We start from the raw sequence: 21,944 nt of genomic DNA, 5'->3' as shown, positions 1-21,944 counted from the left end.
CGGTCATGGCCATCCTCCACGCAATCCGCGAATCCGGACGCCGCGTCGGCGCCTTGCTGCATCGGTTCATGTGGTCCGGCGACGAGTTTTCGGATGACGACCAGCCCACGGTTTCCACTGGCTTTCGACGTCTCGATCAAGAGCTGCCGGGCGGTGGCTGGCCAGTCGGGACGCTGACCGAACTGCTGCTGCCGCGCGCCGGCATCGGTGAATTGCGGCTGCTCGCACCGGTGCTGCGGCGGCTGGCCGACGAGGAACGCTGGATGGTGCTGATCGCGCCGCCCGCGCTCGACGATTGCAAACATCTGCCTTACGGACCGGCGCTCGAAAAGCTCGGTCTGCGGCTTGATCGGCTGCTCGTCATCGATGCCGATCAGGCCACCGACCGACTCTGGGCCGTCGAACAGTCGCTGCGCTGCCCGAGCTTTGGCGCGCTGCTGGTCTGGCTGCCCGAGGCGCGCCCCGATCAGCTCCGGCGCCTGCAACTGGCGGCCCAGGGCAGCGATGGCCTGTGCTTCGTCATGCGACCGCAAACGGCGCAGATCGAGTCGTCGCCGGCGCCGCTGCGGCTGGCCTGCAAGGCGGTGCGCGGCAGTCATGTCGGCGAGCTGACCGGCACCAGCCCGCACCGGCTCGAAATCGACATCCTCAAGCGGCGCGGCCCCTGGCTCGATGCGCCCCTGCGCCTCGAACTGCCGCCGCCGCTCGTGTCGCTCGGTCAGGCCGATCCGATCGAGAGCCCGCTCCCCGCCCTTCAGCCCGTCAGGTACGACCATGCTGTGGATCGCCCTCGCCTTTACGCAGCTGCCGCTTGAAGCCCGTTGGCGCAACGATGCCGAGCCGCCACCGCCACGCGCGCTCGCGCGTGAGCACCGGATTGCGCTCTGCAACCCGGCGGCGGCGGCGGCCGGCATCCGGCTCGGGCAGAAACGCGGGCTCGCGCTCGACCTTTGCCCGCAGCTGAACTTTGTCGATGCCGACGAGACCGAACAGGTGCTGGCGCTCGGCGAAGTGGCACTCGCGCTCTCGCGCTTCACGCCCAGCCTGGCCTTCGTGCGCAGCGCCGGCGGCACGCGCGGCCTGTTGCTCGAAGTGCAAGGCTGTCTCAAGCTGTTTGGCGGCTTTCAGGCGCTGCTGCACGCCATTCGCTTCACGGTCGCCGAGCTTGGGCTGAGTGCCGAGGCGGCCGCCTTCACGACCGCCACCGGCGCCTGGCTGCTGGCCCAGCACGGCGCCACGGCCGAGGTCGGGCATGCCGGGCGACATCCGGTCGATCGCGCCGGCGACGCAACGACGCCGGCTTCCGTGGCCGAGGAAGACCCGCTCAGCGCGCTCGACGCCTTGCCCAGCGCCCTGCTCGATGCGGCCCGGCCTTGTGTCGACATGCTGGTCGGCATCGGCTGCGGCCAGCTTGGCGCGCTACGCCATTTCCCGCGCGACAGCATCGCGCACCGCTTTGGCAACGCCTTGCTGCACGAGCTCGACCGGGCCTACGGCGAGGCGCCCGATCCGCGCGATTTCTGGCAGCCGCCCGAGCGCTTCGAGGCGCGCCTCGAACTGATGGCGCGGGTCGACCATGCCGAGGCGCTGCTGTTTGCCGGCCGGCGCCTGCTGATCCAGCTGGTCGGCTGGCTGGGTGCGCGACAGGCGGCCACGCGCGGCTTTGTGCTCCAGCTCGATCACGAAGGCCATCGCGACGACGGCCCGCGCTGCACGCCACTCGTCATCGGCCTGTCCGAGCCCACGCGCGATCTCGAACACCTCAGCCTGCTGCTGCGCGAGCATCTGGCGCGCAGCACGCTGCCGGCGCCGGTCTTCCAGCTGCGGCTCGAAGCCCAGGATCTGCACATGCTCGACGGCGGCTCGCGCGAGCTGTTTCCAAGCCGGGCGCAGGACGATCTCGCCATCGCCCGGCTGGCCGAGCGGCTCAGTGCCCGTCTTGGTCCCGGCGCGGTGCAGACCATCGCGCTACTCGACGACCACCGGCCCGAGGCGGCCCAGGCGCTGCATGCCTTCGGCACGCCGGCACCGGCCAGCCACTTTGCCGCCCGCCGCAACCTGCGGGCACCCGGCGCGGCGCGCAATGCCGACCAGCTGCCGCGCCCGACCTGGCTGCTGAGCCGCCCGGTGCGGCTGCGGGTACGCAATGAGCGGCCCTGGCATCACGGCGATCTGCGGCTGATTGCCGGGCCGGAGCGGGTCGAGGGCGGCTGGTGGGACGAAATCCGCCCGGCCGAGCCGGCGGTGCGCGACTACTTCATCGCAGAGAACACCGATGCCGAGCTGCTCTGGCTATTTCGCGAGCGGCGCGGCAGCGGTGACGAGCACTGGTTCCTGCACGGCAAGTTCGCCTGAAGGCCGGCACCGTCAGCGTCAGGCGCGCCGTGCCGCGAGACGCCGCACATTGCCCGTCACCCGGCGATGCACCGGGTCGAGCGCGGCCTTGAACAGTGGCGCGTAGTTCATCGGCATCAGGTCCAGGCGCGGAAAAACCTGCGCATTGCCGAGCCACCACGGCTGGGTCCACCAGCGCAGCCCTTCCTTCCAGCAGCGCATCGCCATGTCCAGCTGCATGCGCTGCATGCGGCTGCCCACGCCCACCCACGATTCGCTGAAGGCCTGCAATTTCTCCTGCCCCATGCGGACGTTTTCGGCGCGGTCGCGTGCGCTGGGATTGCTACCCGCCGCAGCCATCGCGCCCAGGCGCATCGCCACCACCTGCGGTGCACTCCAGCCGATCTCGCAGGCCTTGATCCAGTTGTTCCATGCGGTCACGCCGCCAAAATCGCTCGCCATGCCAGGCTCCGGTTGAAAAGGGAGCCCCAGCCTGCGCGGCCGGGCCGGGCGATGCGGCCGACGTTGCAATGCGTTGCGCAACACCGGTCGCTGCAATCATCAGGTGGCCCAGATGCGCGGCCGTTGCGGCGCGCGGCCCAGCACCGGCTCGCGCACTGCCAACCACAACGCTTCGAGCGCCGCGCGCACCGCCTCGGTCCGACTGCCGCGCAGCCGCGCCACCAGCAGATCGTCGGCCAGCCGCGTCAGCGCCAGCGCGCGGGTCGCCGGCTCGGCAGCGAGCCGTTCGCGCAGTGCTTCCAGCGCCGCATCGCTCCAGGTCTGGCCGCAGGCCCAGAAGCAGCCGAACACATGCGCACCATCCAGCCCCACCGGCGAGGCGAGCAGCTCATCGCCGCCGGCCAGTCGCGTCAGCTCGATCCATGCCGGCTGCCCGTCGCGCCACAGTTCGATGGTCTGGCCGAAGCACCCGGTCGCGAAGCGCTCGCCGGCGGCCTGTCGGCCCAGCGCCACGATGTCCCAGCCCAGGCAACGCGCGCCCGGCGCCAGATCGATGCGCAGCGACGACCGCACGCTGGCCGCGTCATAGACGATGGCCTCCTGCGGCAGCCATTCGAGATCACCCGCCACCGCGAGCCGCACCTGCTGCCCGGCCTCGCGGCCATTGGCGCGATACCACTTGCCCGCGCCCGGCGTGGTGATGAAGCCCTGCGCGCCGCGCTCGACCGTGGCTGAGATCGCCAGCCGGTCGCCGCCCGCAATGCCGCCCGGCGGATGCACCAGCAGCACATGGCAAAGCTCGTCGCCCTCTGGATAGAGCGCCTTCTGCACCCGCAGCGGCCCCTCGTGACTGCGCGCCAGCAGCGTGCGCGGCCCGCTCGCCGCACTCGACGGCCAGAAACGCAGATCGAGCCGCGCCTGCCAGTCGCCGCGCATCAGATCGCGATCAGGTCGCGCACGCCCTTCTCGGCCATTTCGCTGCCCGGGCCCATGTGCGTGACCTGCCCGCGCGACATCACCGCATAGTGATCGGCCAGCTGCTCGGCAAAGTCGTAGTACTGCTCGACCAGCAGGATGGCCATGCGACCCTCCTCGACCAGCTGGCGGATGACGGTGCCGATCTGCTTGATGATCGACGGCTGGATGCCCTCGGTCGGCTCGTCGAGGATGAGCATCTTGGGTCCCGCCGCCAGCGCCCGGCCGATGGCCAGCTGCTGTTGCTGGCCGCCCGACAGGTCGCCGCCGCGCCGGTACAGCATCTGCTTGAGCACCGGAAACATCTCGAAGATGCGCTCCGGAATCTTGCGGCCGGCCGCGCCGCTCAGCGGCGCCAGGCCCATGAGCAGGTTCTCCTCCACCGTGAGCCGGTTGAAGATCTCGCGCCCCTGCGGCACATAGCCGATGCCGAGCGCCGCACGCTCATACGGCGACAGCGTGGAGATGTTGCGGCCCTCGAAGCTGATGGCACCCGAGCGGATCGGCACCAGCCCCATCATCGAGCGCAGCGTGGTGGTCTTGCCCACGCCGTTGCGCCCGAGCAGGACGGTGCAGGCGCCGGCGGGGATATCCAGGCTCACATCGCGCAGGATGTGGCTGCCGCTGTAGTACTGGTTGACGTTCTCGAGTCTCAGCATGGCGCTCAATCGGAATCAGACGTTGCCGCGCCGGAACAGCGCCAGCGCGGCGGCAAGGAAAAACATGAAGGCCGCGCAACCGCGGTTGATGACCCTCAGGCCACGCGCCGACAGCAGCCGCACCGCCTGCCGGCCGGCCGAGGCGTAGGCCAGCATCGCGCACAGGTCGAGCGCGGTGAAGACCAGCGCCAGTTCTGCGTACTGCGCCGCCACCGGACGCGCGGTATCGACGAACTGCGGCATGAAGGCCGAAAAGAACAGCAGCGCCTTGGGATTGGAAAGCTGCACCGTCACGCTGCGCCTGAACGCGGGCCAGCCCGCCGCCGCGCCCGGCCGCCCACCGGCGCGATCGGCCCCCGCCACCTGCGCGGCAAGCGCCACCGGCTTCGCCCGCCACAGCCCGATGCCGAGCCACACGAGATAGCCCACGCCCAGCAGCCGCAGCAGCTCGAACAGCGCCTCGGACGCCATCAGCAGCGCGCCGAGCCCGACCGCCACCGCGGCGATGAGCAGCAGGCTCCCGAACGTCGCGCCGGCCATGCCCCAGACCGCCTGCCGCAGCCCGCCGGCGATGCCGTTGGCAAGCGCGAGCAGCATCGTCGGCCCCGGCGTGACCACCAGCAGCAGCGACGTGGCGACGAACATGAGCAGCGTTGCCGGTTCGACCATGTCAGCGCCCCAGATAGACCTCGATGACCTTCTCGTCGCCCTGCACCGCCGCCATCGAGCCCTCGGCCAGCACCGAGCCTTCGCACAGGCAAGTGACCTTGCGCGCGATGGTCCCGATGAAGTCCATGTCGTGCTCCACGACCATGATCGAGTGCTTGCCTTCCAGCTCCAGGATCAGCTCGGCGGTGCGCTCGGTTTCGGCGTCGGTCATGCCGGCCACCGGCTCGTCGAGCAGGATGAGTTCGGGCTCCTGCATCAGCAGCATGCCGATCTCCAGCCACTGCTTCTGGCCGTGCGACAGGTTGCCGGCCAGCCGATGCTCGCTGCCGTCGAGCTTGATGGTGCGCAGCACCTGGGCGATGTGATCGCGCTGCGCGCCGCTCAGGCGGAAGAACAGCGTCGGCCTGACCGACTTGTCGGTCTTGAGCGCCAGCTCCAGGTTCTCGAACACCGTGTGCTGCTCGAACACCGTCGGCTTCTGGAACTTGCGGCCGATGCCCAGATGCGCGATCTCGGTCTCGACCAGCCGGGTCAGGTCGTGCACCTGACCGAAGAAGGCCTTGCCGCTGTCGGGCCGGGTCTTGCCGGTGATGACATCCATCATCGTGGTCTTGCCCGCGCCATTGGGGCCGATGATGCAGCGCAGCTCGCCGCGCTCGATGGTCATGTTGAGGTTGTTGATCGCCTTGAAGCCGTCGAAGCTCACGCAAATGTCTTCGAGGTAGAGGATCGGGCCGTGCGAGGTGTCGACCTTGCTGCGGTCGACCACATGGCCGTAGCTGGCGCCCGCGCCGCTTGCGCCGGTGCCGGCATGGATCGGGCGGGTTTCGGTTTCGCTATGCATGGTTTGCGTGATGGCGGCGGGCATGGTCACGCCGCTGAAGAAGCCTCCGTTCATGCGCTCACCTCCTCGGCGGCCGGCAGCGCCTTGCGCTTGCCCAGACGTTTGCCGATGTCGGCGAACAGCCCGAGCAATCCCTGGGGCAGGAACAGCGTGACCACGATGAACAGCAGCCCCAGAAAGTAGAGCCAGAACTCGGGGAAGGCGACGGTGAACCAGCTCTTGGCCAGGTTGACCACCAGCGCGCCGAGGATGGCGCCGAACAGCGTGCCGCGACCGCCGACCGCGACCCAGATCGCGATCTCGATCGAGTTGGCCGGCGACATTTCGCTCGGGTTGATGATGCCGACCTGCGGCACATAGAGCGCACCCGCAATCGCCGACAGCACCGCCGCAAAGGTCCACACGAAAAGCTTGAACCACAGCGTGTTGTAGCCGAGGAAGAGCAGCCGCGACTCGCCATCGCGCACCGCCGTCAGCACCCGGCCGAGCTTGCTCTTGACGATGAAGCGGCATGCCACCAGCGCCGCCAGCAGGTAGAGCCCCGTCAGCACGAACAGCGTGACCTTGGTCGCCGGATCGGTAAGCGAGAAACCCAGAATCCGCTTGAAGTCGGTAAAGCCGTTGTTGCCGCCAAAACCCATGTCGTTGCGGAAGAAGGCCAGCATCGCGGCCAGCGTGACCGCCTGCGTGATGATCGAGAAATACACGCCCTTGATGCGCGACCGGAACGCGAAGTAGCCGAACACGAAGGCCAGCAACCCCGGCACCACCAGCACCAGCAGCAGCGCCCAAGCAAAGTGATCGGTCAGCGCCCAGTACCAGGGGAATTCCTTCCAGTCGAGGAAGACCATGAAGTCGGGCAGATCGCTCTGGTAGACGCCGTCATGGCCGATCTCGCGCATCAGGTACATGCCGAAGGCATAGCCGCCGAGCGCAAAGAACACGCCCTGCCCGAGCGACAAAATGCCGGTGTAGCCCCAGATCAGGTCCATCGCCAGCGCCACCACGGCGTAGCACATGAACTTGCCGAGCACCGAGATGGTGAAGGCCGACACATGCAGCGCGCTGCCCTCAGGCACGGCCAGATGCAGCAGCGGCAACACGATGACAACCAGGGCCGCGACGGCCAGCGTGGCGAACCACACCGCCGGCGAAAAGAGACGCGCAATCATGCTTCGACGCTCCTGCCCTTGACCGCGAACAGTCCCTGCGGGCGCTTCTGGATGAAGAGAATGATGAAGACCAGCACCGCGATCTTGGCCAGCACGGCGCCGGTCCACGGCTCAAGAAACTTGGACAGCGAACCCAAGCCCAGCGCGGCGATCACGGTGCCGGCCAGTTGCCCCACGCCGCCGAACACCACGACCATGAACGAGTCGACGATGTAGCTGCGGCCAAGGTCCGGCCCGACATTGCCGATCTGCGACAGCGCCACGCCGCCCAGGCCCGCAACGCCAGCACCCAGGCCAAACGTCAGCATGTCGATGCGCGCCGTCGGCACGCCGCAGCAGCTGGCCATCTTGCGGTTCTGCGTGACCGCACGCACGAACAGCCCGAGCCGCGTGCGCGCGATCAGCAGCCACACCGCGAACAGCACAGCGAACGAGAACAGCACGATGACGATGCGGTTGAACGGAATCACCAGCCCACCCGCCAGCGCAATGCCGCCCGACATCCAGCTCGGGTTCTCCACCTCCACGTTCTGCGCGCCGAAGATCGTGCGGCAGCCCTGGATCAGCAGCAGGCTGATGCCCCAGGTCGTGAGCAGGGTTTCGAGCGGCCGACCGTAGAGCCAGCGGATCACGGTGCGCTCCAGCACCATGCCGACCGCCGCCGTGACGAGGAAGGCGACCGGCAGCGCGGCGACCACATACCAGTCGAAGGCGCCCGGCGCATAGGCGCGGAACAGGCCCTGAACCACGTAGGTGCAGTAGGCGCCGATCATCAGCAGCTCGCCGTGCGCCATGTTGATGATGCCCATCAGCCCGTAGGTGATGGCCAGGCCCAGCGCCGCCAGCAGCAGGATGCTGCCGAGCGAAATGCCCGAGAACAGATTGGCCAGCATCTCGTACTTGCGCAGCCGGCCGTTGATTTCGCCGAGCGCGGCTTCGGCCGCGGCGCGCACGCTTGCGTCTGGCTCGGCGTAGCTGTCGCCCGACTTTTCGAGCAGGCCGGCGAGCAGCTGGCGCACCTCGGTGCTGTCGGCCAGCGCGAGCTTTTTCGCGGCGGCGGCGCGCACGGCCGGGTCGTCGCTCTTGATTTCGAGCGCGGCCTCGGCGGCGATCAGCAGCGCCTTGATGTCGTCGTCCTTCTCGGCTTCGGTGGCCTTTTGCAGCGCCGGCAGGATCGCGAGGTTTTCGCTGCCTTGCAGCGCGCGCGCGGCGGCGATGCGCACCGCGCGGTCGGTGGAACCGAGCTTGAGCAGCGCGAGACCGGCGTCGAGTTCGCCGCGCAGGCGGTTGTTGATGCTGAGCGCCTCGGCATTGTCGGGCGCGGGGCTCACGGCCTCGCCGGTGACGGCGTCGGCGTATTTGTCGTCGGCCACGATGAAAACGCGCTGCACCTTGCCGTCGGCATCGGTCACGGCATAGAGCGCATCGTTGGCCAGCGCTTCAAGGATGGCGACGGCGCGCGGATCGCCGGCTTCGGCGAGCTTGCCGATGGCTTCGACGCGGGCATCGCTGTCGTCGCTGGCGAGTTGCAGCACCAGCGCTGCATCGGGCGCGGCCTGGGCGCTGCCGACGACGGCCAGCAGCAAGGCGGCGAGAAGAAGGAGTCTGCGGAGCATCGCGGTGGGCGTCTCGTTCTGTGCGGAGGGAATTTGCCCGCACGCGCGACGGCGGCGGACTGCGGAGACTGGCCGGCGCGACTGGCCGGGTCGGGCGACGCGGCGGGCAGGTCGAACCGACCGCAGCCGCGTGCCTCGCAAGACCGCGCCGGGGATGGCGCGGCCGCATCGAGCATCAGATGTTCTGCTTGCTCTCGTTGCCGGCGATGAACGGGCTCCACGGCTGGGCGCGCAACGGGCCCTTCGTCTTCCAGACGATGTTGAACTGGCCGTCGGCCTTGATCTCGCCGATGAACACCGGCTTGTGCAGATGGTGGTTGGTCTTGTCGAGCTCGATCTCGAAGCCCGACGGCGCCTTGAACTTCTGGCCGCCGGCGGCCGCGATCACCTTGTCCACGTCCGTGGTCTTGGCGGCTTCGACGGCCTGCTTCCAGATGTTGATGCCGATGTAGGTGGCTTCCATCGGATCGTTGGTCACCGCCTTGTCGGCATTGGCCAGGTTCTTGGCCTTGGCATAGGCCTTCCACTTCTTGATGAACTCGTCGTTGGTCGGGTTCTTGATCGACTCGAAGTAGTTCCAGGCGGCCAGATGGCCCACCAGCGGCTTGGTGTCCACGCCGCGCAGTTCTTCCTCGCCGACCGAGAAGGCGACGACCGGCACGTCCTTGGCCTTGAGGCCGGCGTTGCCGAGTTCCTTGTAGAACGGCACGTTCGAGTCGCCGTTGATCGTCGAGATCACCGCGGTCTTGCCACCGGCGGCGAACTTCTTGATGTCGGCCACGATGGTCTGGTAGTCGCTGTGGCCGAACGGCGTGTACTTCTCGTCGATGTCCTTCTCGTCGACGCCCTTGCTCTTGAGGAAGGCGCGCAGGATCTTGTTGGTGGTGCGCGGGTACACATAGTCGGTACCGAGCAGCACGAAGCGCTTGGCGCCGCCGCCTTCCTTGCTCATCAGGTATTCGACGGCCGGAATGGCCTGCTGGTTGGGCGCCGCGCCCGTGTAGAACACGTTCTTCTCCAGCTCTTCACCCTCGTACTGCACCGGGTAGAACAGCAGGCTGTTCAGCTCCTTGAACACCGGCAGCACCGACTTGCGCGACACCGAAGTCCAGCAGCCGAACACGACCGAAACCTTGTCCTGCGAGATGAGCTGCTTGGCCTTTTCGGCAAACAGCGGCCAGTCCGACGCCGGATCGACCACGACCGGTTGCAGCGGACGACCGAGCACGCCGCCCTTGGCGTTGATCTCGTCGAAGGTCATCAACGCGCAATCCTTGAGCGTCGTTTCCGAGATGGCCATCGTGCCCGACAGCGAATGCAGAACGCCGACCTTGATCGGCTCCTTCGACTGGCTGAATGCGGTGGAAATGCTGGTGCAGGTGAGGACGCTGCCAGCGGCGGCGCCCTTTACAAACTCCCGACGATCCATGAACGGTTTCCTCTCTGTGGATATGGGGCTCTGAGCCCGGACGGCTGTTTGCAGATTCCATGCCACTGGAAACCGAGGGTTTGCGAGCGGGATTGGATACAAAACGCCTGCCAGCTGGCGACAGATTTCACCCGCAAATGCGACGCGGCACCGGCTTCGGGCGGGCGCGCACAAAAAGAAACGCCCCGGGTTCGAATCCGGGGCGTTGCGGCACCAACAGGGTTCCCGTGCCGGGCACGGGCTTGGCGCGATGGCGTCAGATGGGGAAGAACACGGTGCCGGCGGCGGCCATCTCGCGCAGGTTTGCACCGGGCTGATAGAGCGGGCCGAGCGCCTCATGCAGATCGGCGCTGGCGACGATGCCGGCGGCGCCGCGCGAATCGCTGTAGCGCAGCGGTCCGCCGCGAAAGCGCGGAAAGCCGAGACCGAGCATCACCGCCATGTCGAGCTCGGCGGCGGTTTCCACCAGCCCTTCGTCGAGCGCGCGGGCGGCCTCGATGACCAGCGGCAGGATCATGCGTTCGGCGATCTGCTCGTCGGTGATGACGATGGCGCTGCCGGCGAGCGCCGGCGCCAGCGCGGCCTGCGTGGCGTCGTCGGGCAGACGGCGCTCGCGGCCGGCGTCGTCGGTCTCGTAGCGCCAGAAGCCCGCGCCCGACTTGCGGCCGAGCCGATGCGCATCGTCGAGCACGGCCAGCGCATGCGCCTGATCGGGCAGCAGCCGGCTGCCGTAGGCATGCGACACCGCATCGACGATGTAGCGCAGCAGATCGATGCCCAGGCTGTCGCAGAACGCCGCCGGGCCGGTCGGCCAGCCCCAGTCCTCCAGCACGCGGTCGATGCGCGCGTAGTCCACGCCGTCGCGCAGCAGCCGGCAGAACGCCAGAAGATGCACCGTGAGCAGCCGGTTGACGAGAAAGCCCGGCGAGTCCTTGACCACGATCGGCGTCTTGCCGAGCGCGCTCCCATGCCCGACCACCGTGCCGAGCGCCTCGGCGCGCGTGCGCGGCCCCTGCACCACCTCGACCAGCGGCGTGACCGGCGCCGGATTGAAGAAGTGCATGCCGGCAAAGTTCTCGGGCCGCGACAGCGGTGCATCGAGCTCGGCGATGGTGAGCGTGGCGGTGTTGGACACCAGCACCGCCGCCGGCGCGACGCGCGGCTCGATGTCGGCCAGCAGCCGGTGCTTGATGCCGAGATCCTCGTTGACCGCCTCGATGACGATGTCGGCATCGGCCACCTTGCGCGCATCGAGCGTGGGCTCGATGGCGGCGCGCACCGTCGCCGCCTTCTCGGCCGACAGCTTGCCGGCCGCGACCTGCCGCGCCAGCAGCCGGTCGACCTCGCGCAGGCCGAGTTCGAGCTTGTTCTGCGCGATGTCCTGCATCACCACCGGAAAGCCGCGCAGCGCATTGACGTAGGCGATGCCGCCGCCCATCGCGCCGGCGCCCATCACCGCCACGCGCTTGACCGGCTTGCCGGTCCTGGCGAGCGCGCGCGCCTTCTTGCGCACCGCCTGATCGGCGAGGAAGACGCCCACCAGCGCCGCCGCCGCCGGCGTGCGGGCCACGCGCGCGAAGGCCAGGTTCTCGCGCTGGATCGCGGCATCGCGCGTGAGGCTGGCCGACTCGACCAGCAGCTCGATGGCGATCGACGCCGCCGGCGCATGGGCCGCAAGCCGGGCCTGACCGGCGCGCGCACTCGCGACCAGCGCCGCGTCCAGCTCGAAGCCAGCATGCGCCGTGGCGCGGCGGCCGCGCCAGTCGAGCTCGCCGGCGATCGCGCTCTTGAGTAGCGCGAGCGCCTCGGCGCGCAATGCGTCGGGCGCGACGACGGTATCGACGACGCCGGCCTCGTAGGCCACGCGGGCCTTGCGCGGCGCGCCCGAGGTGATCCAGTCGAGCGCCACCGCGCCGCCGGCCAGTCGCGGCAGGCGCGCCGTGCCGCCAAAGCCCGGGATGATGCCGAGCGTGGTTTCGGGCAGACCGATCTGGGCGGTCTCGGCGATCACGCGGAAATCGCTCGCCAGCGCCATCTCAAGCCCGCCGCCAAGCGCGAAGCCGTTGATGGCGGTGACGATGGGCACCGGCAGATCGGAGAAGGCGTTGAACACCGCGCAGGACTCGCCGATCCAGGCCGCGATCTGCGGCTCGGGCTGGGCGAACACCGGCAGGAATTCGAAGATGTCGGCGCCGGCGATGAACACGTCCTTGGCGCTCGTCACCAGCACGCCGCGCAAGCCCGGCAAGGCCGCCAGCTCGGCAAGCGCCTGTCGGAAATCGCCGAACGTGAGCGCATCGAACTTGTTGACCAACTCTTTCTGGCGATCGAAACGCAGCTCGACGATGCCGTCTTCCACTGCCGTGAGCCGCAGGGCCTGGCCTTCGAACATGGTCTTCTCCTCGGGGGACATACTCGTCGGCGATTGTATCCATTCGCCCTGGTACGCCAGCGGGATACCGGCCCGGAAACGACAACGCCCCGGCGAGCTTGTGGCTGGCCGGGGCGTTGTGCTGAATCTGGTGGGCGGTACTGGGATCGAACCAGTGGCTTCCACCGTGTGAAGGTGGCACTCTACCGCTGAGTTAACCGCCCGGAAGAGAGCCACGCAGTATAGCGGCAATTTTCATTCTGGCAAGACCTGTGTCCATAAAGCCTCACCGCGGCAATCCTTTGCAATGCCCTTGAGCACCGCCTGATGCGCCGCCCGCTCCTCGTCGCTGGCACGCAGCACCTTGAAGACCAGCCCCGAGACATCGACCCTGGCCGCCGCAGCTTCGGCGGTTTCGGCAGTCTCGACGAGCAGGCCGTCCTGACCGCGCGTCATCGCCAGATAGACCTCGGCGAGCAGCTGGGCATCGAGCAGCGCGCCGTGCAGCACGCGATGCGCATTCGAGATGCCGTAGCGCTCGCACAGCGTGTCGAGGTTGTGGCGCTTGCCCGGATTGAGCTCGCGGCTGATGTGCAGCGTGTCGATCACGCCGGCCACCGCCGCGCCGAAGTTGCCGCGCTTGAGCCGCGCCAGTTCCGCATCGAGGAAGCCCACGTCGAACGCGGCGTTGTGGATGACGATCTCGGCGCCCCCCACGAAATCCATCAGCTCGTCGGCCACGTCGGCGAACAGCGGCTTGTCGGCGAGGAATTCCTCGGTGAGGCCGTGCACCTTCAGCGCCTCGGGATCGCTCGGGCGCTGCGGGTTCACGTAGCGGTGAAAGCTGCGCCCGGTCAGGCGCCGGTTGTCGATCTCGATGCAGCCGATCTCGATCACCCGGTCGCCGTTGCGTGCATTGAGGCCGGTGGTTTCGGTATCGAGGACGATCTGGCGCATGGAAGCCGCTCACTTCAGGACGAAAACGCGGATTGTCGCCGACGCCGCGCAGCGCCCCGCATCGGCGCCGACGCACGGCCCGCAAGGCGACGGAAGCCCTCTGTTACCCTGCGCGACCCTTTTCGCCGATCCACCCTGCCCGACCGCGTCTTCGATGCACTGCATTCCCGGCCCAATCCGCTGCGCGACCGGACGCGCGCAACTCGCATGAGCGCCGGAACTGCGGCGCCGCGCATCGGCGTGTTCGGCGGCACCTTCGATCCGCCGCATGCCGCGCATCTGGCGCTGGCCGCCGCGGCGCTCGACCGGTTGCAGCTTGACCGGCTGCTGTTCGTCGTCTCGGGCAGCCCGTGGCAGAAGCACGGCGTGTCGCCGGCGCCGGACCGGCTGAAGATGATGGAACTTGCCCTCGCCCAGGCGCCGGCCGCATTGCGCGAGCGCGCCGAAGTCGAGCGCTGCGAACTCGACCGCGCCGGCCCGAGCTACACCGCCGACACGCTCGCGCTGCTGCGACGGCGTTACGGGCCCGACGCCGTATTGATGCTGCTGATCGGCAGCGACCAGTTTCGCAACCTGCCGAGCTGGCATCGCTACGACGAGTTGCCGGCGCTGGCCCACATCGCGGTGGCCGACCGTGCCGGCATGCCGGCCGACCATCTGCCGCCGCGCACCCTGCCCGCCGGCGTGGCCGGCGGCACGGTGTCCTTCGAGATGCCCGCCATCGACCTTTCGGCGACCGCGCTGCGCACCGCGCTGGCCGCCGGAGATCGCCATTCCATCGCCGCTATGATCGCCCCCGACGTGCTCGACTACATCGACGCGCACCGGCTCTACCGCTTACCCAAACTCGCTGAATGAACATCACAAAGCTGCAACGCGTCATCGTCGACGCGCTCGAAGACGTCAAGGCCCAGGACGTGCTCGTCTTCAACACGTCCCATCTCACCTCGCTGTTCGATCGCGTCGTCATCGCCACCGGCACCTCCAACCGCCAGACCCGCGCGCTCGCGATGTCGGTGCGCGAGGAAGTGAAGAAGGCCGGCGGCGATGTCGTCAGCATGGAAGGCGAGGAAACCGGCGAATGGGTGCTGGTCGATTGCGGCGACGCGGTCGTGCACCTCATGCAGCCGGCGATCCGCCAGTACTACAACCTCGAAGAGGTGTGGGGCGGCAAGCTGGTGCGGCTCAAGGCTTCGGCCGACCGCGCCGATGCCTCGCGCAAGGCGCGCTTCGCGACCGAGGATGACGAGCCGGAAGCGCTCGACGAGGACGACGCCGACGACGACACGCCGGTGCGCGGCGCCGACAAGGCCGGCCGCAGCGCCGCCGCCAAGTCGACCGCGCGCAAGACCGCGCCGGCCAAGACCGCCGCCAAGACGGCCAGCCGCAAGACCGCCGGCGCCAAGACTGCCGCCGGCACCGCGCGCAAGACCGCTGCCAGCCCCGCCGCCCGCAGCACCACGGCCGGCCCCGGCCGCAAGACCGCCGCCAGCAGCGCCGCCGCGCCGCGCAAGACCGCCGCCGCCCGCAAGACCGGCGCGCCGGCGGCCAAGACCGGCGGCCCCGTCAAGCGCATCGTCGTGAAGACGGGCGGCCGCAAGAAGTAGGCGGCATGCAGCTCGTCATCGCCGCCGTCGGCCAGCGCATGCCGGGCTGGGTCGATCAGGGCTTCGACGAGTACGCGAAGCGCATGCCGCCCGAAATGCGCATCGCGCTCAAGGAAGTCAAGCCCGAGCCGCGCGGCGCGTCCAAGACCGCCGCCACCGTGATGGCGATCGAGGCCGAGCGCATCCGCGCCGCCATTCCGCGCGGCGCGCTGCTCGTCTGCCTCGACGAGCGCGGCCGTGACCTGACCAGCGTCGCGCTCAGCGAGCAGCTCGAAGGCTGGCGCCGCGAAGGCCGCGACGCCGCATTCGTGGTGGGCGGCGCCGACGGGCTCGATCCGGCGCTCAAGGCCGAAGCCTCGATGCTGATCCGCCTGAGCAGCCTGACGCTGCCGCACGGCATGGTCCGCGTGCTGCTCGCCGAGCAGCTCTACCGCGCCTGGTCCATCCTCAACAACCATCCCTATCACCGCGCCTGATCGCGCGGCATGCCCATGCCCAAGCCGCGCACTCAAGGCCGAATCTGGCTCGCTTCGCAAAGCCCGCGCCGCCAGGAATTGCTGCACCAGATCGGCATCGGCTTCGACACGCTGCTGCCGGCCGACGCCGCCGAAGCCCATGCGCTCGAAGAACTCGAAGCCATGCTCGGCCGCGAGGCGCCCGCCAGCTATGTGCAGCGCGTGACCGCGCTGAAGGCCGGGTCGGCCTTGGCCCGCATGAAGGCGCGCGGGCTGGAAGCGCGCCCGGTGCTCTGCGCCGACACCACGGTGGCGCTGGGCCGCGACATCTTCGGCAAGCCCGAATCCGATGCGCATGCGGTCGAGATGCTCACGCGGCTCGCCGGCCGCACGCATCGCGTGCTGACCGCCGTCTGCATCGTGAGCGCGCGCAGGCAGCGCGCCGCGCTGAGCGTGTCGACGGTCGCCATCGCGCCAATGACGCCGGCGCAGATCCGCGCCTATGTGGCCAGTGGCGAGCCGCGCGGCAAGGCCGGCGCCTACGCGATCCAGGGCCGGATGGCGGCCTGGGTCGCGACGATCCGGGGCAGCCATTCGGGCATCATGGGTCTGCCCCTGCACGAGACAGCGACCCTGCTGCGCGACTTCGGGATTGCCGCCCCCAACCTCGACACGCCCGCATGAAGCCCAACGCCGAAGACATCCTCATCAACGTCACGCCCTACGAAACCCGGGTCGCCATCGTCATCCAGGGTTCGGTGCAGGAACTGCATGTGGAGCGCGGCGCCGAGCGCGGGCTGGTCGGCAATCTGTACCTGGGCCGGGTGCAGCGCGTGCTGCCCGGCATGCAGAGCGCGTTCATCGACATCGGGCTGGAGCGCGCGGCGTTTCTGCATGTGGCCGACATCTTCATCGACAAGCTCGGCACGGCGCGCAGCGGCCGGCATGACGAGCCGCTGAAACCCATCGAGAAAATCCTGCACGAAGGCCAGAGCCTGCTGGTGCAGGTCATCAAGGACCCGATCGGCAGCAAGGGCGCGCGGCTGTCGACCCAGCTGTCGATCGCCGGGCGGATGCTGGTCTATCTGCCGCAGGACCCGCACATCGGCATCTCGCAGAAGATCGGCAACGAGGCCGAGCGCAGCGCGCTGCGCGAGCGGGTGCAAAAGCTTGCAGCCGAGGCGCGCGGCGCCAACGGCCAGCCCGACAACGGCGGTTTCATCGTGCGTACCCAGGCCGAGGATGCGAGCGACGCCGAGCTGGCGGCCGACATCGCCTTCCTGCGCAAGACCTGGCTCGGCATCACCGCCGGCGTGCAGACCCAGGCCGCGCCGGCGCTGCTGTATCAGGATCTGAGCCTCACGCAACGCGTGCTGCGCGACATCGCCAACGACGCCACGGTGTCGATCCAGGTGGACTCGCGCTGGAACTTCCAGCAGATGACCGAGTTCGGCAACGAGTTCACGCCGGGCCTCGTCGACAAGCTGGTGCACTACCGCGGCGAGCGGCCGCTGTTCGACGTGTACGGCATCGACGAGGAGATCGAGAAGGCGCTCGGCCGCCGAGTGGACCTGAAGTCGGGCGGCTATCTCATCATCGACCAGACCGAGGCGATGACGACCATTGACGTGAACACCGGCGGCTACGTGGGTGTGCGCTCGTTCGACGACACGATCTTCAAGACCAATCTGGAGGCGGCCCAGTCCATCGCGCGCCAGCTGCGGCTGCGCAATCTGGGCGGAATCATCATCGTCGACTTCATCGACATGCAGGGCGCCGAGCATCGCGATTCGGTCATCGGCGAGCTGCGCAAGGCGCTGGCGCGCGACCGGGTGCGCACCACGGTCAACGGCTTCTCGCAGCTGGGCCTGGTCGAGCTCACGCGCAAGCGCACGCGCGAATCGCTGGCCCACATGCTCTGCGAGCCCTGCCCCACCTGCGCCGGTCGCGGCGAAGTGAAGACGCCGCGCACCGTCTGCTACGAAATCCTGCGCGAGATCCTGCGCGAGGCGCGGCAGTTCAATCCCAAGGAGTTCCGCATCCTCGCGAGCCAGGGCGTGATCGACCTGTTCCTCGAAGAGGAGTCGCAGAACCTCGCAGCGCTCGGCGACTTCATCGGCAAGCCGGTGTCGCTGGCGGTCGAGGCGCTGTATTCGCAGGAGCAGTACGACATCATCCTGATGTGATGTGCCGCCGCGAGCCCGCATGAAGATCGGCATCTCCTGCAATGCGCTGCGCCCGAGCGGCGGCTTCGAGCGCTATGCGATGGACCTGGTGCGCGCGCTTGCGCGCCGCGGCGAGGTGCCGTGGTTCTTCGCGCGCAAGTTCGACACGAGCGTGCCCGAGTACGCGCTGGTCCATCCGGTGCGCATCGCGCCGCCGGTGCCGGGCAAGCTGCGCGACGTCTTCTATTCGCGCAGCCTCGTGCGGCACAAGGCGCAGCTCGGGCTCGACGCGGTGATCGGCTGCAACCGCACGCGCGGCGCCGATCTGGCCATCTGCGGCGGCACGCATCGCGGCTATCTGCGCGCCGAGGGCCGCTTCGGCACTCCGTCCGACTGGCTCCAGGCGCGGCTCGAACAGCAGCATTACGACGGCGCGCGCTACGTGGTCGCGCATTCGCGGCTCATGGCCACCGAGCTGCGCACGCTCTACGGCGTGGCCGACGACCGGCTGCGCGTGCTGCATCCGCCGGTCGACACGCGGCTGTTTGCGCCGCCCGCGCCGGCCGAGCGCGCCGAGCTGCGCCGCGAGCTGGGCTGGCGCGACGATCAGGTGGTGTTCCTGTTTCCGTCGTCGAGCCACAAGCGCAAGGGCCTGCCGCTGCTGCGTGCCTTCTTTGAGCACACGGAATTGCCGGTGCTGCTGGCGGTGGTCGGCCGCGATGTCGACCGGCCCGGCCGCAACCTCGCCAGCCTCGGCTACCGGCGCGACATCGAGAAGCTCTACCGCGCCGCCGACTACAGCCTGCTCGCCTCCACCTATGAGCCGTTCGGGCTGGTCGGCATCGAGTCGGTGCTGTGCGGCACGCCCACCGTGCTGGCCAGCAATATCGCCTGCACCGAAGTGCTCGACGATGACGCCTGCCTGACCTTCGACCGCGCCGATCCGGCCAGCCTTGCCGCCGTCATCGCCAGCGCGGTCGAACGCGCCCGCGCCGGCCGCCATCGGCTCGCCGATCCGGCCCGGCACTTCGTCGACTACGACCCCGACATCGACCGCCATCTCGCTGCCCTGCTCCAGCTCGCCCTGCCATGCCTGCCGGCTTCAATCTGAAAAACGCGGCGCTGCTCGCGCTCGCCCTCTATCCCGCGCTGGTGCTGACCGTGCGCCACAGCAGCAATGCCTGCCTGTTCGCGCTGGTGCTGCTGGCCATCGCGCATGCGCTCACGCGCCGGCGGCGGGCGGCGCTGCCGGCCATCGACCGGCGCTATCGCTGGTTCGTGGCGGCGCTTGCGGCCTATCCGCTGCTCACGGTCGCGCGGCTGCTCGCGGCCAGCGATCACAACGGCGCCGCGCTCGACACGACGGTGCGCTATCTGCTCGCGGCCGGCGCCTTCGGCTTCATCGCCGGCATCGATTCGCGCCGGCTGCAACTGCCGGCCTGGAGCTTCGGCCTCGGTGCCATCGGTGCCGCCGGCGCGGCCTGGATCGGCCTGCATCTGCTCAAGCTGGAGCGCGGCACCCTGCCCTTCGTCAACGCGATTCCGTTCGGGAACATGGCGCTGGTGCTTGGCTATGTGGCGCTGCTGGCCAGCCAGTGGGAGGCGCGGCCGCGCGCCGGGCGCTGGCTGTTCGGCAGCGTCGCGCTCGCGGCGGCGCTGTATGCCTCGCTGCTGTCCGAGTCGCGCGGCGGCTGGATCACGCTGCCGCTGTTTCTGCTGGCGCTGCTGGCCGGTGCCGGCGCCTATCTGGGCAACGACATCGTTCGGCACCGCGTGGAAATGATTCAGTCCGACTTCACCGAGCTGGAGAAGGGCAATGCCGATACCTCGACCGGCATCCGGCTGGCGCTGTGGCGCGCGGCGCTGCGCATGGGCGCCGAGCATCCGTTCTTCGGCGTGGGGCGCGGGCGCTTCCAGCCCACGCTGGCCGACTACGCGCAGGCCGGGCTGCTCGATCCGGCGCTGACCAACAAGCGTCATGCGCACAACGACTTCCTCAACCACTTTGCCGAGACCGGCGCGGTCGGCCTGCTGGTGCTGCTCGGGCTGTATCTGGTGCCGGGCGCGCTGTTCCTGCGCGCGGCGCGCCAGCGCGATGCGCTGCTGAGCGGCGCCGGTCGCAGCGGGCTGCTGGTCTGCGCCTGCTACCTCGTGTTCGGGCTGACCGAATCGATGCTGGCGGTGACGATGAACGCCGCCTTCCATGCGCTGACGCTGACCTGGCTGATGGCGCTGGTGGCGCGGCGTGAAGCCGAACTGGCGGCGGCCGCCACCGGCCTGCCGGCCGATGCGGTGGCGCGCCAGCGGCGCCAGACCTGGCTCAAGCGCCAGCTGCTGCCGCTGCGCATCGCGCTGGCGCGGGCGCTGTGGTGGGTGCCGGCGCGGCCGGCCGGGCTCGGCACGCCGGGCGGGCCGATGGTGTTCCTGCGCTGGGACGGCAAGCTCGGCGATTTCGTCGTCTCGGGCTTTCTCTATGGCGAGCTCAAGCGCCGCCACGGCTGCCAGATTGCGGTGGTGGTCGCGCCCGGGCAGCAGGCGCTCTATGCCGATCTGCCCGGCGTCGATCGGGTCGTGGTCTGCCGCCGGCGCCATCCGCTCGATGTGCTGCGCGCCGCGCTGGCGCTGCGCCGGCTGGGCGCGCAGTACTGCATCGAGCTGAACGACCGCGCGCGCTGGAGCGATCTGCTGTTCATGCGCGTGCTCGGCGCGCCGATCAATCTCAAGGGCGCCGGCCCGGCCTTCAACCAGTTCCAGCGGCTCGATCTGCCCGAGGATGGCCGCGTGGTCGAGCGCTACCGCGCCTTCCTGCGCCGGTTTGGCATCGAGGCGGCCGACTGGCGCTTCGACTGGCCGCTGCCGGCCAGCGCCCGCGCCTTCGCTGCCGACGCCTTTGCCGGCGCGGGACCGCGCATCGCGATCAACCCGTTTGGCGCGAGCCCGCTGCGCAGCCTGTCGCCCGGCCGCTGCGCCGAGCTGGCCAGCGCGCTGGTCGCCGACGGCGAAGTCGTCATCCTGCTGGCGCCCGGCAACGACGGCTGGCGCGCCGCGGTGCAGCCGCTGCTGCCGGCCGGCGCCCGGCTGCTCGCGCCGACCGACATCCGAGAATCGGCCGCCGTCATCGGCGCGGCCGATCTGGTGATCTCGCCCGACACCTCCATCGCCCACATTGCCGCGCTGCTGCGCCGGCCGCTGGTGGCGCTGTACCAGCCCCAGCCCGACAACCTCGCGCGCTGGACGCCCGACTGCCCGGCGCTCGAACTGCTCATCGCGCCGCCCGCCGCCGACGGCAGCGGTCAGGTGCCGGTCGACAACATCGACGCCGCCAGCATCCTGGCCGCCGCGCGCCGCCTGCTGGCCGCCACCGTACTTCCGAAAGCCCCACCACCATGCCCACGCTGAGTGTCGTGATCGCCGCCCGCAACGAGGCGGCCAACATCGCCGACGCGGTGCGCAGCGCCGCCTTTGCCGATGAAGTGCTGGTGCTCGACAGCGGCAGCACCGACGCCACTGCCGACCTCGCCCGCGCCGCCGGCGCCCGCGTGCTCGCGACCGACTGGCCCGGCTACGGCCCGCAGCAGAACCGCGCCATCGACGCCGCGACCGGCGACTGGATCTACTCGCTCGATGCCGACGAGCGCATCACGCCGGCGCTGGCCACCGAGATCCGCGCCGCCATCGCCGCCGGCCGCTTCGAGGTGTTCGACGTGCCGCGCCGCTCGCTGTTCGTCAAGCGCTTCATGAAGCATTCCGGCTGGTGGCCCGACCGCACGCGCCGGCTGTTCAAGCGCGGCAGCGCGCGCTTCACCACCCACGTCATCCACGCCAATCTCGCCACCGACAAGCCGGTCGGCCACCTGGCCGCGCCGATGACGCACTACAGCTACCGCGACCTCGCCAGCGTGCTGGAGAAGATGAACCGCTACTCCTCGGGCAGCGCGGTCGACCTGCACGAGCGCGGCAAGCGCGGCTCGCTCGGCGGCGCGATCCGCCACGGGCTGTGGGCGTTTGCGCGCACCTATGTGTTCAAGCTCGGCTTTCTCGACGGCGCCGAGGGCTTCATGGTCGCCGTGGTCAATGCCGAGACCAGCTACTACAAGCATCTCAAGCTGCGCGAGATCCAGCGCGCCGGCCAGCCGCTCATCGACGAACCCGGGCCCTGACACGACGCCGGGCGGTAGGCTCGCCGCTGCCCGCCGGCAGCAAAGCCGAAGCCTTGCCGTGCCAGCATT

Annotated in this window: 20 protein-coding genes and 1 tRNA gene; 10 read left to right on the top strand and 11 right to left on the bottom strand. The window is 69.3% G+C overall.

Annotation, left to right across the window (positions count from 1 at the left end; genetic code table 11):
- The first annotated feature begins 5 nt into the window (after nucleotides 1–5).
- Nucleotides 6–815: a translesion DNA synthesis-associated protein ImuA gene (imuA, locus tag B9P64_RS07610; protein WP_139826190.1), complete on the top strand. Its 810-nt coding sequence runs from the start codon at nucleotides 6–8 to the stop codon at nucleotides 813–815.
- On the top strand, nucleotides 775–2,355 hold the full coding sequence (locus B9P64_RS07605; protein WP_085315640.1) for a Y-family DNA polymerase: 1,581 nt from the start codon (nucleotides 775–777) through the stop codon (nucleotides 2,353–2,355). The genes imuA and B9P64_RS07605 overlap by 41 nt, the downstream gene beginning before the upstream one ends.
- An 18-nt stretch (nucleotides 2,356–2,373) precedes the next feature.
- On the opposite strand, the gene B9P64_RS07600 is transcribed toward B9P64_RS07605, so the two are convergent.
- The 11 genes from B9P64_RS07600 to dnaQ all read right to left on the bottom strand — a co-directional run bounded on the left by B9P64_RS07600 (nucleotide 2,374) and on the right by dnaQ (nucleotide 13,488).
- A complete protein-coding gene (locus B9P64_RS07600) occupies nucleotides 2,374–2,796 on the bottom strand; it encodes a polyhydroxyalkanoate granule-associated phasin (RefSeq protein WP_085315639.1) in 423 nt (140 codons plus the stop codon).
- Nucleotides 2,797–2,895: 99 nt separating this feature from the next.
- Complete coding sequence (locus B9P64_RS07595) at nucleotides 2,896–3,732, bottom strand: urease accessory protein UreD (protein ID WP_085315638.1); 837 nt, start codon at nucleotides 3,730–3,732, stop codon at nucleotides 2,896–2,898.
- On the bottom strand, nucleotides 3,732–4,430 hold the full coding sequence (urtE, locus tag B9P64_RS07590; protein ID WP_085315637.1) for an urea ABC transporter ATP-binding subunit UrtE: 699 nt from the start codon (nucleotides 4,428–4,430) through the stop codon (nucleotides 3,732–3,734). Before urtE ends, B9P64_RS07595 begins: the two co-directional genes overlap by 1 nt.
- A 15-nt stretch (nucleotides 4,431–4,445) precedes the next feature.
- Nucleotides 4,446–5,099 carry a LysE family translocator gene (locus B9P64_RS07585; RefSeq protein ID WP_085315636.1) on the bottom strand — a complete coding sequence of 218 codons (654 nt, stop codon included), beginning with the start codon at nucleotides 5,097–5,099 and terminating at the stop codon, nucleotides 4,446–4,448.
- 1 nt (nucleotide 5,100) lies between these two features.
- Nucleotides 5,101–5,943 (bottom strand): urea ABC transporter ATP-binding protein UrtD, encoded by an 843-nt coding sequence (gene urtD / locus B9P64_RS07580; protein WP_176256782.1) that lies wholly within the window; start codon nucleotides 5,941–5,943, stop codon nucleotides 5,101–5,103.
- Between the two features lie 50 nt (nucleotides 5,944–5,993).
- A complete protein-coding gene (urtC, locus tag B9P64_RS07575) occupies nucleotides 5,994–7,115 on the bottom strand; it encodes an urea ABC transporter permease subunit UrtC (RefSeq protein ID WP_085315635.1) in 1,122 nt (373 codons plus the stop codon).
- Nucleotides 7,112–8,731 (bottom strand): urea ABC transporter permease subunit UrtB, encoded by a 1,620-nt coding sequence (gene urtB, locus B9P64_RS07570; RefSeq protein WP_085315634.1) that lies wholly within the window; start codon nucleotides 8,729–8,731, stop codon nucleotides 7,112–7,114. Before urtB ends, urtC begins: the two co-directional genes overlap by 4 nt.
- 175 nt (nucleotides 8,732–8,906) lie before the next feature.
- The gene (urtA, locus tag B9P64_RS07565; RefSeq protein ID WP_085315633.1) at nucleotides 8,907–10,160 is read right to left on the bottom strand and encodes an urea ABC transporter substrate-binding protein; all 1,254 of its coding nucleotides are present in this window, start codon (nucleotides 10,158–10,160) and stop codon (nucleotides 8,907–8,909) included.
- 256 nt (nucleotides 10,161–10,416) lie between these two features.
- Entirely contained in the window at nucleotides 10,417–12,552 is a 2,136-nt protein-coding gene (locus B9P64_RS07560; RefSeq protein WP_085315632.1) for a 3-hydroxyacyl-CoA dehydrogenase NAD-binding domain-containing protein, read from the bottom strand.
- 128 nt (nucleotides 12,553–12,680) lie between these two features.
- Nucleotides 12,681–12,755: transfer RNA gene (locus tag B9P64_RS07555), tRNA-Val, on the bottom strand.
- 31 nt (nucleotides 12,756–12,786) lie between these two features.
- The gene (gene dnaQ, locus B9P64_RS07550) at nucleotides 12,787–13,488 is read right to left on the bottom strand and encodes a DNA polymerase III subunit epsilon (RefSeq protein ID WP_085315631.1); all 702 of its coding nucleotides are present in this window, start codon (nucleotides 13,486–13,488) and stop codon (nucleotides 12,787–12,789) included.
- 207 nt (nucleotides 13,489–13,695) lie between these two features.
- On the opposite strand from dnaQ, the gene nadD reads away from it, so the two are divergent.
- From nadD to B9P64_RS07510, 8 genes are read left to right on the top strand one after another with little or no spacing between them, the layout of a single operon-like run.
- Nucleotides 13,696–14,346 (top strand): nicotinate (nicotinamide) nucleotide adenylyltransferase, encoded by a 651-nt coding sequence (gene nadD / locus B9P64_RS07545; protein ID WP_085315630.1) that lies wholly within the window; start codon nucleotides 13,696–13,698, stop codon nucleotides 14,344–14,346.
- Nucleotides 14,343–15,095, top strand: coding sequence for a ribosome silencing factor (gene rsfS / locus B9P64_RS07540; RefSeq protein ID WP_085315629.1), 753 nt, complete (start codon nucleotides 14,343–14,345; stop codon nucleotides 15,093–15,095). Before nadD ends, rsfS begins: the two co-directional genes overlap by 4 nt.
- A 5-nt stretch (nucleotides 15,096–15,100) precedes the next feature.
- On the top strand, nucleotides 15,101–15,571 hold the full coding sequence (gene rlmH, locus B9P64_RS07535) for a 23S rRNA (pseudouridine(1915)-N(3))-methyltransferase RlmH (RefSeq protein WP_085315628.1): 471 nt from the start codon (nucleotides 15,101–15,103) through the stop codon (nucleotides 15,569–15,571).
- A gap of 15 nt (nucleotides 15,572–15,586) precedes the next feature.
- The gene (locus B9P64_RS07530; protein ID WP_085316002.1) at nucleotides 15,587–16,234 is read left to right on the top strand and encodes a Maf family protein; all 648 of its coding nucleotides are present in this window, start codon (nucleotides 15,587–15,589) and stop codon (nucleotides 16,232–16,234) included.
- Nucleotides 16,231–17,736, top strand: coding sequence for a ribonuclease G (rng, locus tag B9P64_RS07525; protein ID WP_085315627.1), 1,506 nt, complete (start codon nucleotides 16,231–16,233; stop codon nucleotides 17,734–17,736). The genes B9P64_RS07530 and rng overlap by 4 nt, the downstream gene beginning before the upstream one ends.
- Before the next feature lie 19 nt (nucleotides 17,737–17,755).
- Nucleotides 17,756–18,826: a glycosyltransferase family 4 protein gene (locus B9P64_RS07520; RefSeq protein WP_085315626.1), complete on the top strand. Its 1,071-nt coding sequence runs from the start codon at nucleotides 17,756–17,758 to the stop codon at nucleotides 18,824–18,826.
- On the top strand, nucleotides 18,805–21,114 hold the full coding sequence (locus B9P64_RS07515) for an O-antigen ligase family protein (protein WP_085315625.1): 2,310 nt from the start codon (nucleotides 18,805–18,807) through the stop codon (nucleotides 21,112–21,114). The genes B9P64_RS07520 and B9P64_RS07515 overlap by 22 nt, the downstream gene beginning before the upstream one ends.
- A complete protein-coding gene (locus B9P64_RS07510) occupies nucleotides 21,102–21,875 on the top strand; it encodes a glycosyltransferase family 2 protein (RefSeq protein ID WP_085315624.1) in 774 nt (257 codons plus the stop codon). Before B9P64_RS07515 ends, B9P64_RS07510 begins: the two co-directional genes overlap by 13 nt.
- The last annotated feature ends 69 nt before the right edge of the window (nucleotides 21,876–21,944 follow it).

Source organism: Derxia lacustris (assembly GCF_002105195.1).
Lineage (GTDB): Bacteria > Pseudomonadota > Gammaproteobacteria > Burkholderiales > Burkholderiaceae_E > Derxia > Derxia lacustris.
This window is presented reverse-complemented; position numbering and strand designations above follow the sequence as displayed.

What these genes read in the sequence shown, in the direction of transcription:
- imuA (WP_139826190.1), top strand. Translation starts at nt 6, where the DNA reads ATGGCCATCCTCCACGCAATCCGCGAATCCGGACGCCGCGTCGGCGCC.
- B9P64_RS07605 (WP_085315640.1), top strand. Translation starts at nt 775, where the DNA reads ATGCTGTGGATCGCCCTCGCCTTTACGCAGCTGCCGCTTGAAGCCCGT.
- B9P64_RS07600 (WP_085315639.1), bottom strand. Translation starts at nt 2,796, where the DNA reads ATGGCGAGCGATTTTGGCGGCGTGACCGCATGGAACAACTGGATCAAG.
- B9P64_RS07595 (WP_085315638.1), bottom strand. Translation starts at nt 3,732, where the DNA reads ATGCGCGGCGACTGGCAGGCGCGGCTCGATCTGCGTTTCTGGCCGTCG.
- urtE (WP_085315637.1), bottom strand. Translation starts at nt 4,430, where the DNA reads ATGCTGAGACTCGAGAACGTCAACCAGTACTACAGCGGCAGCCACATC.
- B9P64_RS07585 (WP_085315636.1), bottom strand. Translation starts at nt 5,099, where the DNA reads ATGGTCGAACCGGCAACGCTGCTCATGTTCGTCGCCACGTCGCTGCTG.
- urtD (WP_176256782.1), bottom strand. Translation starts at nt 5,943, where the DNA reads ATGCATAGCGAAACCGAAACCCGCCCGATCCATGCCGGCACCGGCGCA.
- urtC (WP_085315635.1), bottom strand. Translation starts at nt 7,115, where the DNA reads ATGATTGCGCGTCTCTTTTCGCCGGCGGTGTGGTTCGCCACGCTGGCC.
- urtB (WP_085315634.1), bottom strand. Translation starts at nt 8,731, where the DNA reads ATGCTCCGCAGACTCCTTCTTCTCGCCGCCTTGCTGCTGGCCGTCGTC.
- urtA (WP_085315633.1), bottom strand. Translation starts at nt 10,160, where the DNA reads ATGGATCGTCGGGAGTTTGTAAAGGGCGCCGCCGCTGGCAGCGTCCTC.
- B9P64_RS07560 (WP_085315632.1), bottom strand. Translation starts at nt 12,552, where the DNA reads ATGTTCGAAGGCCAGGCCCTGCGGCTCACGGCAGTGGAAGACGGCATC.
- dnaQ (WP_085315631.1), bottom strand. Translation starts at nt 13,488, where the DNA reads ATGCGCCAGATCGTCCTCGATACCGAAACCACCGGCCTCAATGCACGC.
- nadD (WP_085315630.1), top strand. Translation starts at nt 13,696, where the DNA reads ATGAGCGCCGGAACTGCGGCGCCGCGCATCGGCGTGTTCGGCGGCACC.
- rsfS (WP_085315629.1), top strand. Translation starts at nt 14,343, where the DNA reads ATGAACATCACAAAGCTGCAACGCGTCATCGTCGACGCGCTCGAAGAC.
- rlmH (WP_085315628.1), top strand. Translation starts at nt 15,101, where the DNA reads ATGCAGCTCGTCATCGCCGCCGTCGGCCAGCGCATGCCGGGCTGGGTC.
- B9P64_RS07530 (WP_085316002.1), top strand. Translation starts at nt 15,587, where the DNA reads ATGCCCAAGCCGCGCACTCAAGGCCGAATCTGGCTCGCTTCGCAAAGC.
- rng (WP_085315627.1), top strand. Translation starts at nt 16,231, where the DNA reads ATGAAGCCCAACGCCGAAGACATCCTCATCAACGTCACGCCCTACGAA.
- B9P64_RS07520 (WP_085315626.1), top strand. Translation starts at nt 17,756, where the DNA reads ATGAAGATCGGCATCTCCTGCAATGCGCTGCGCCCGAGCGGCGGCTTC.
- B9P64_RS07515 (WP_085315625.1), top strand. Translation starts at nt 18,805, where the DNA reads ATGCCTGCCGGCTTCAATCTGAAAAACGCGGCGCTGCTCGCGCTCGCC.
- B9P64_RS07510 (WP_085315624.1), top strand. Translation starts at nt 21,102, where the DNA reads ATGCCCACGCTGAGTGTCGTGATCGCCGCCCGCAACGAGGCGGCCAAC.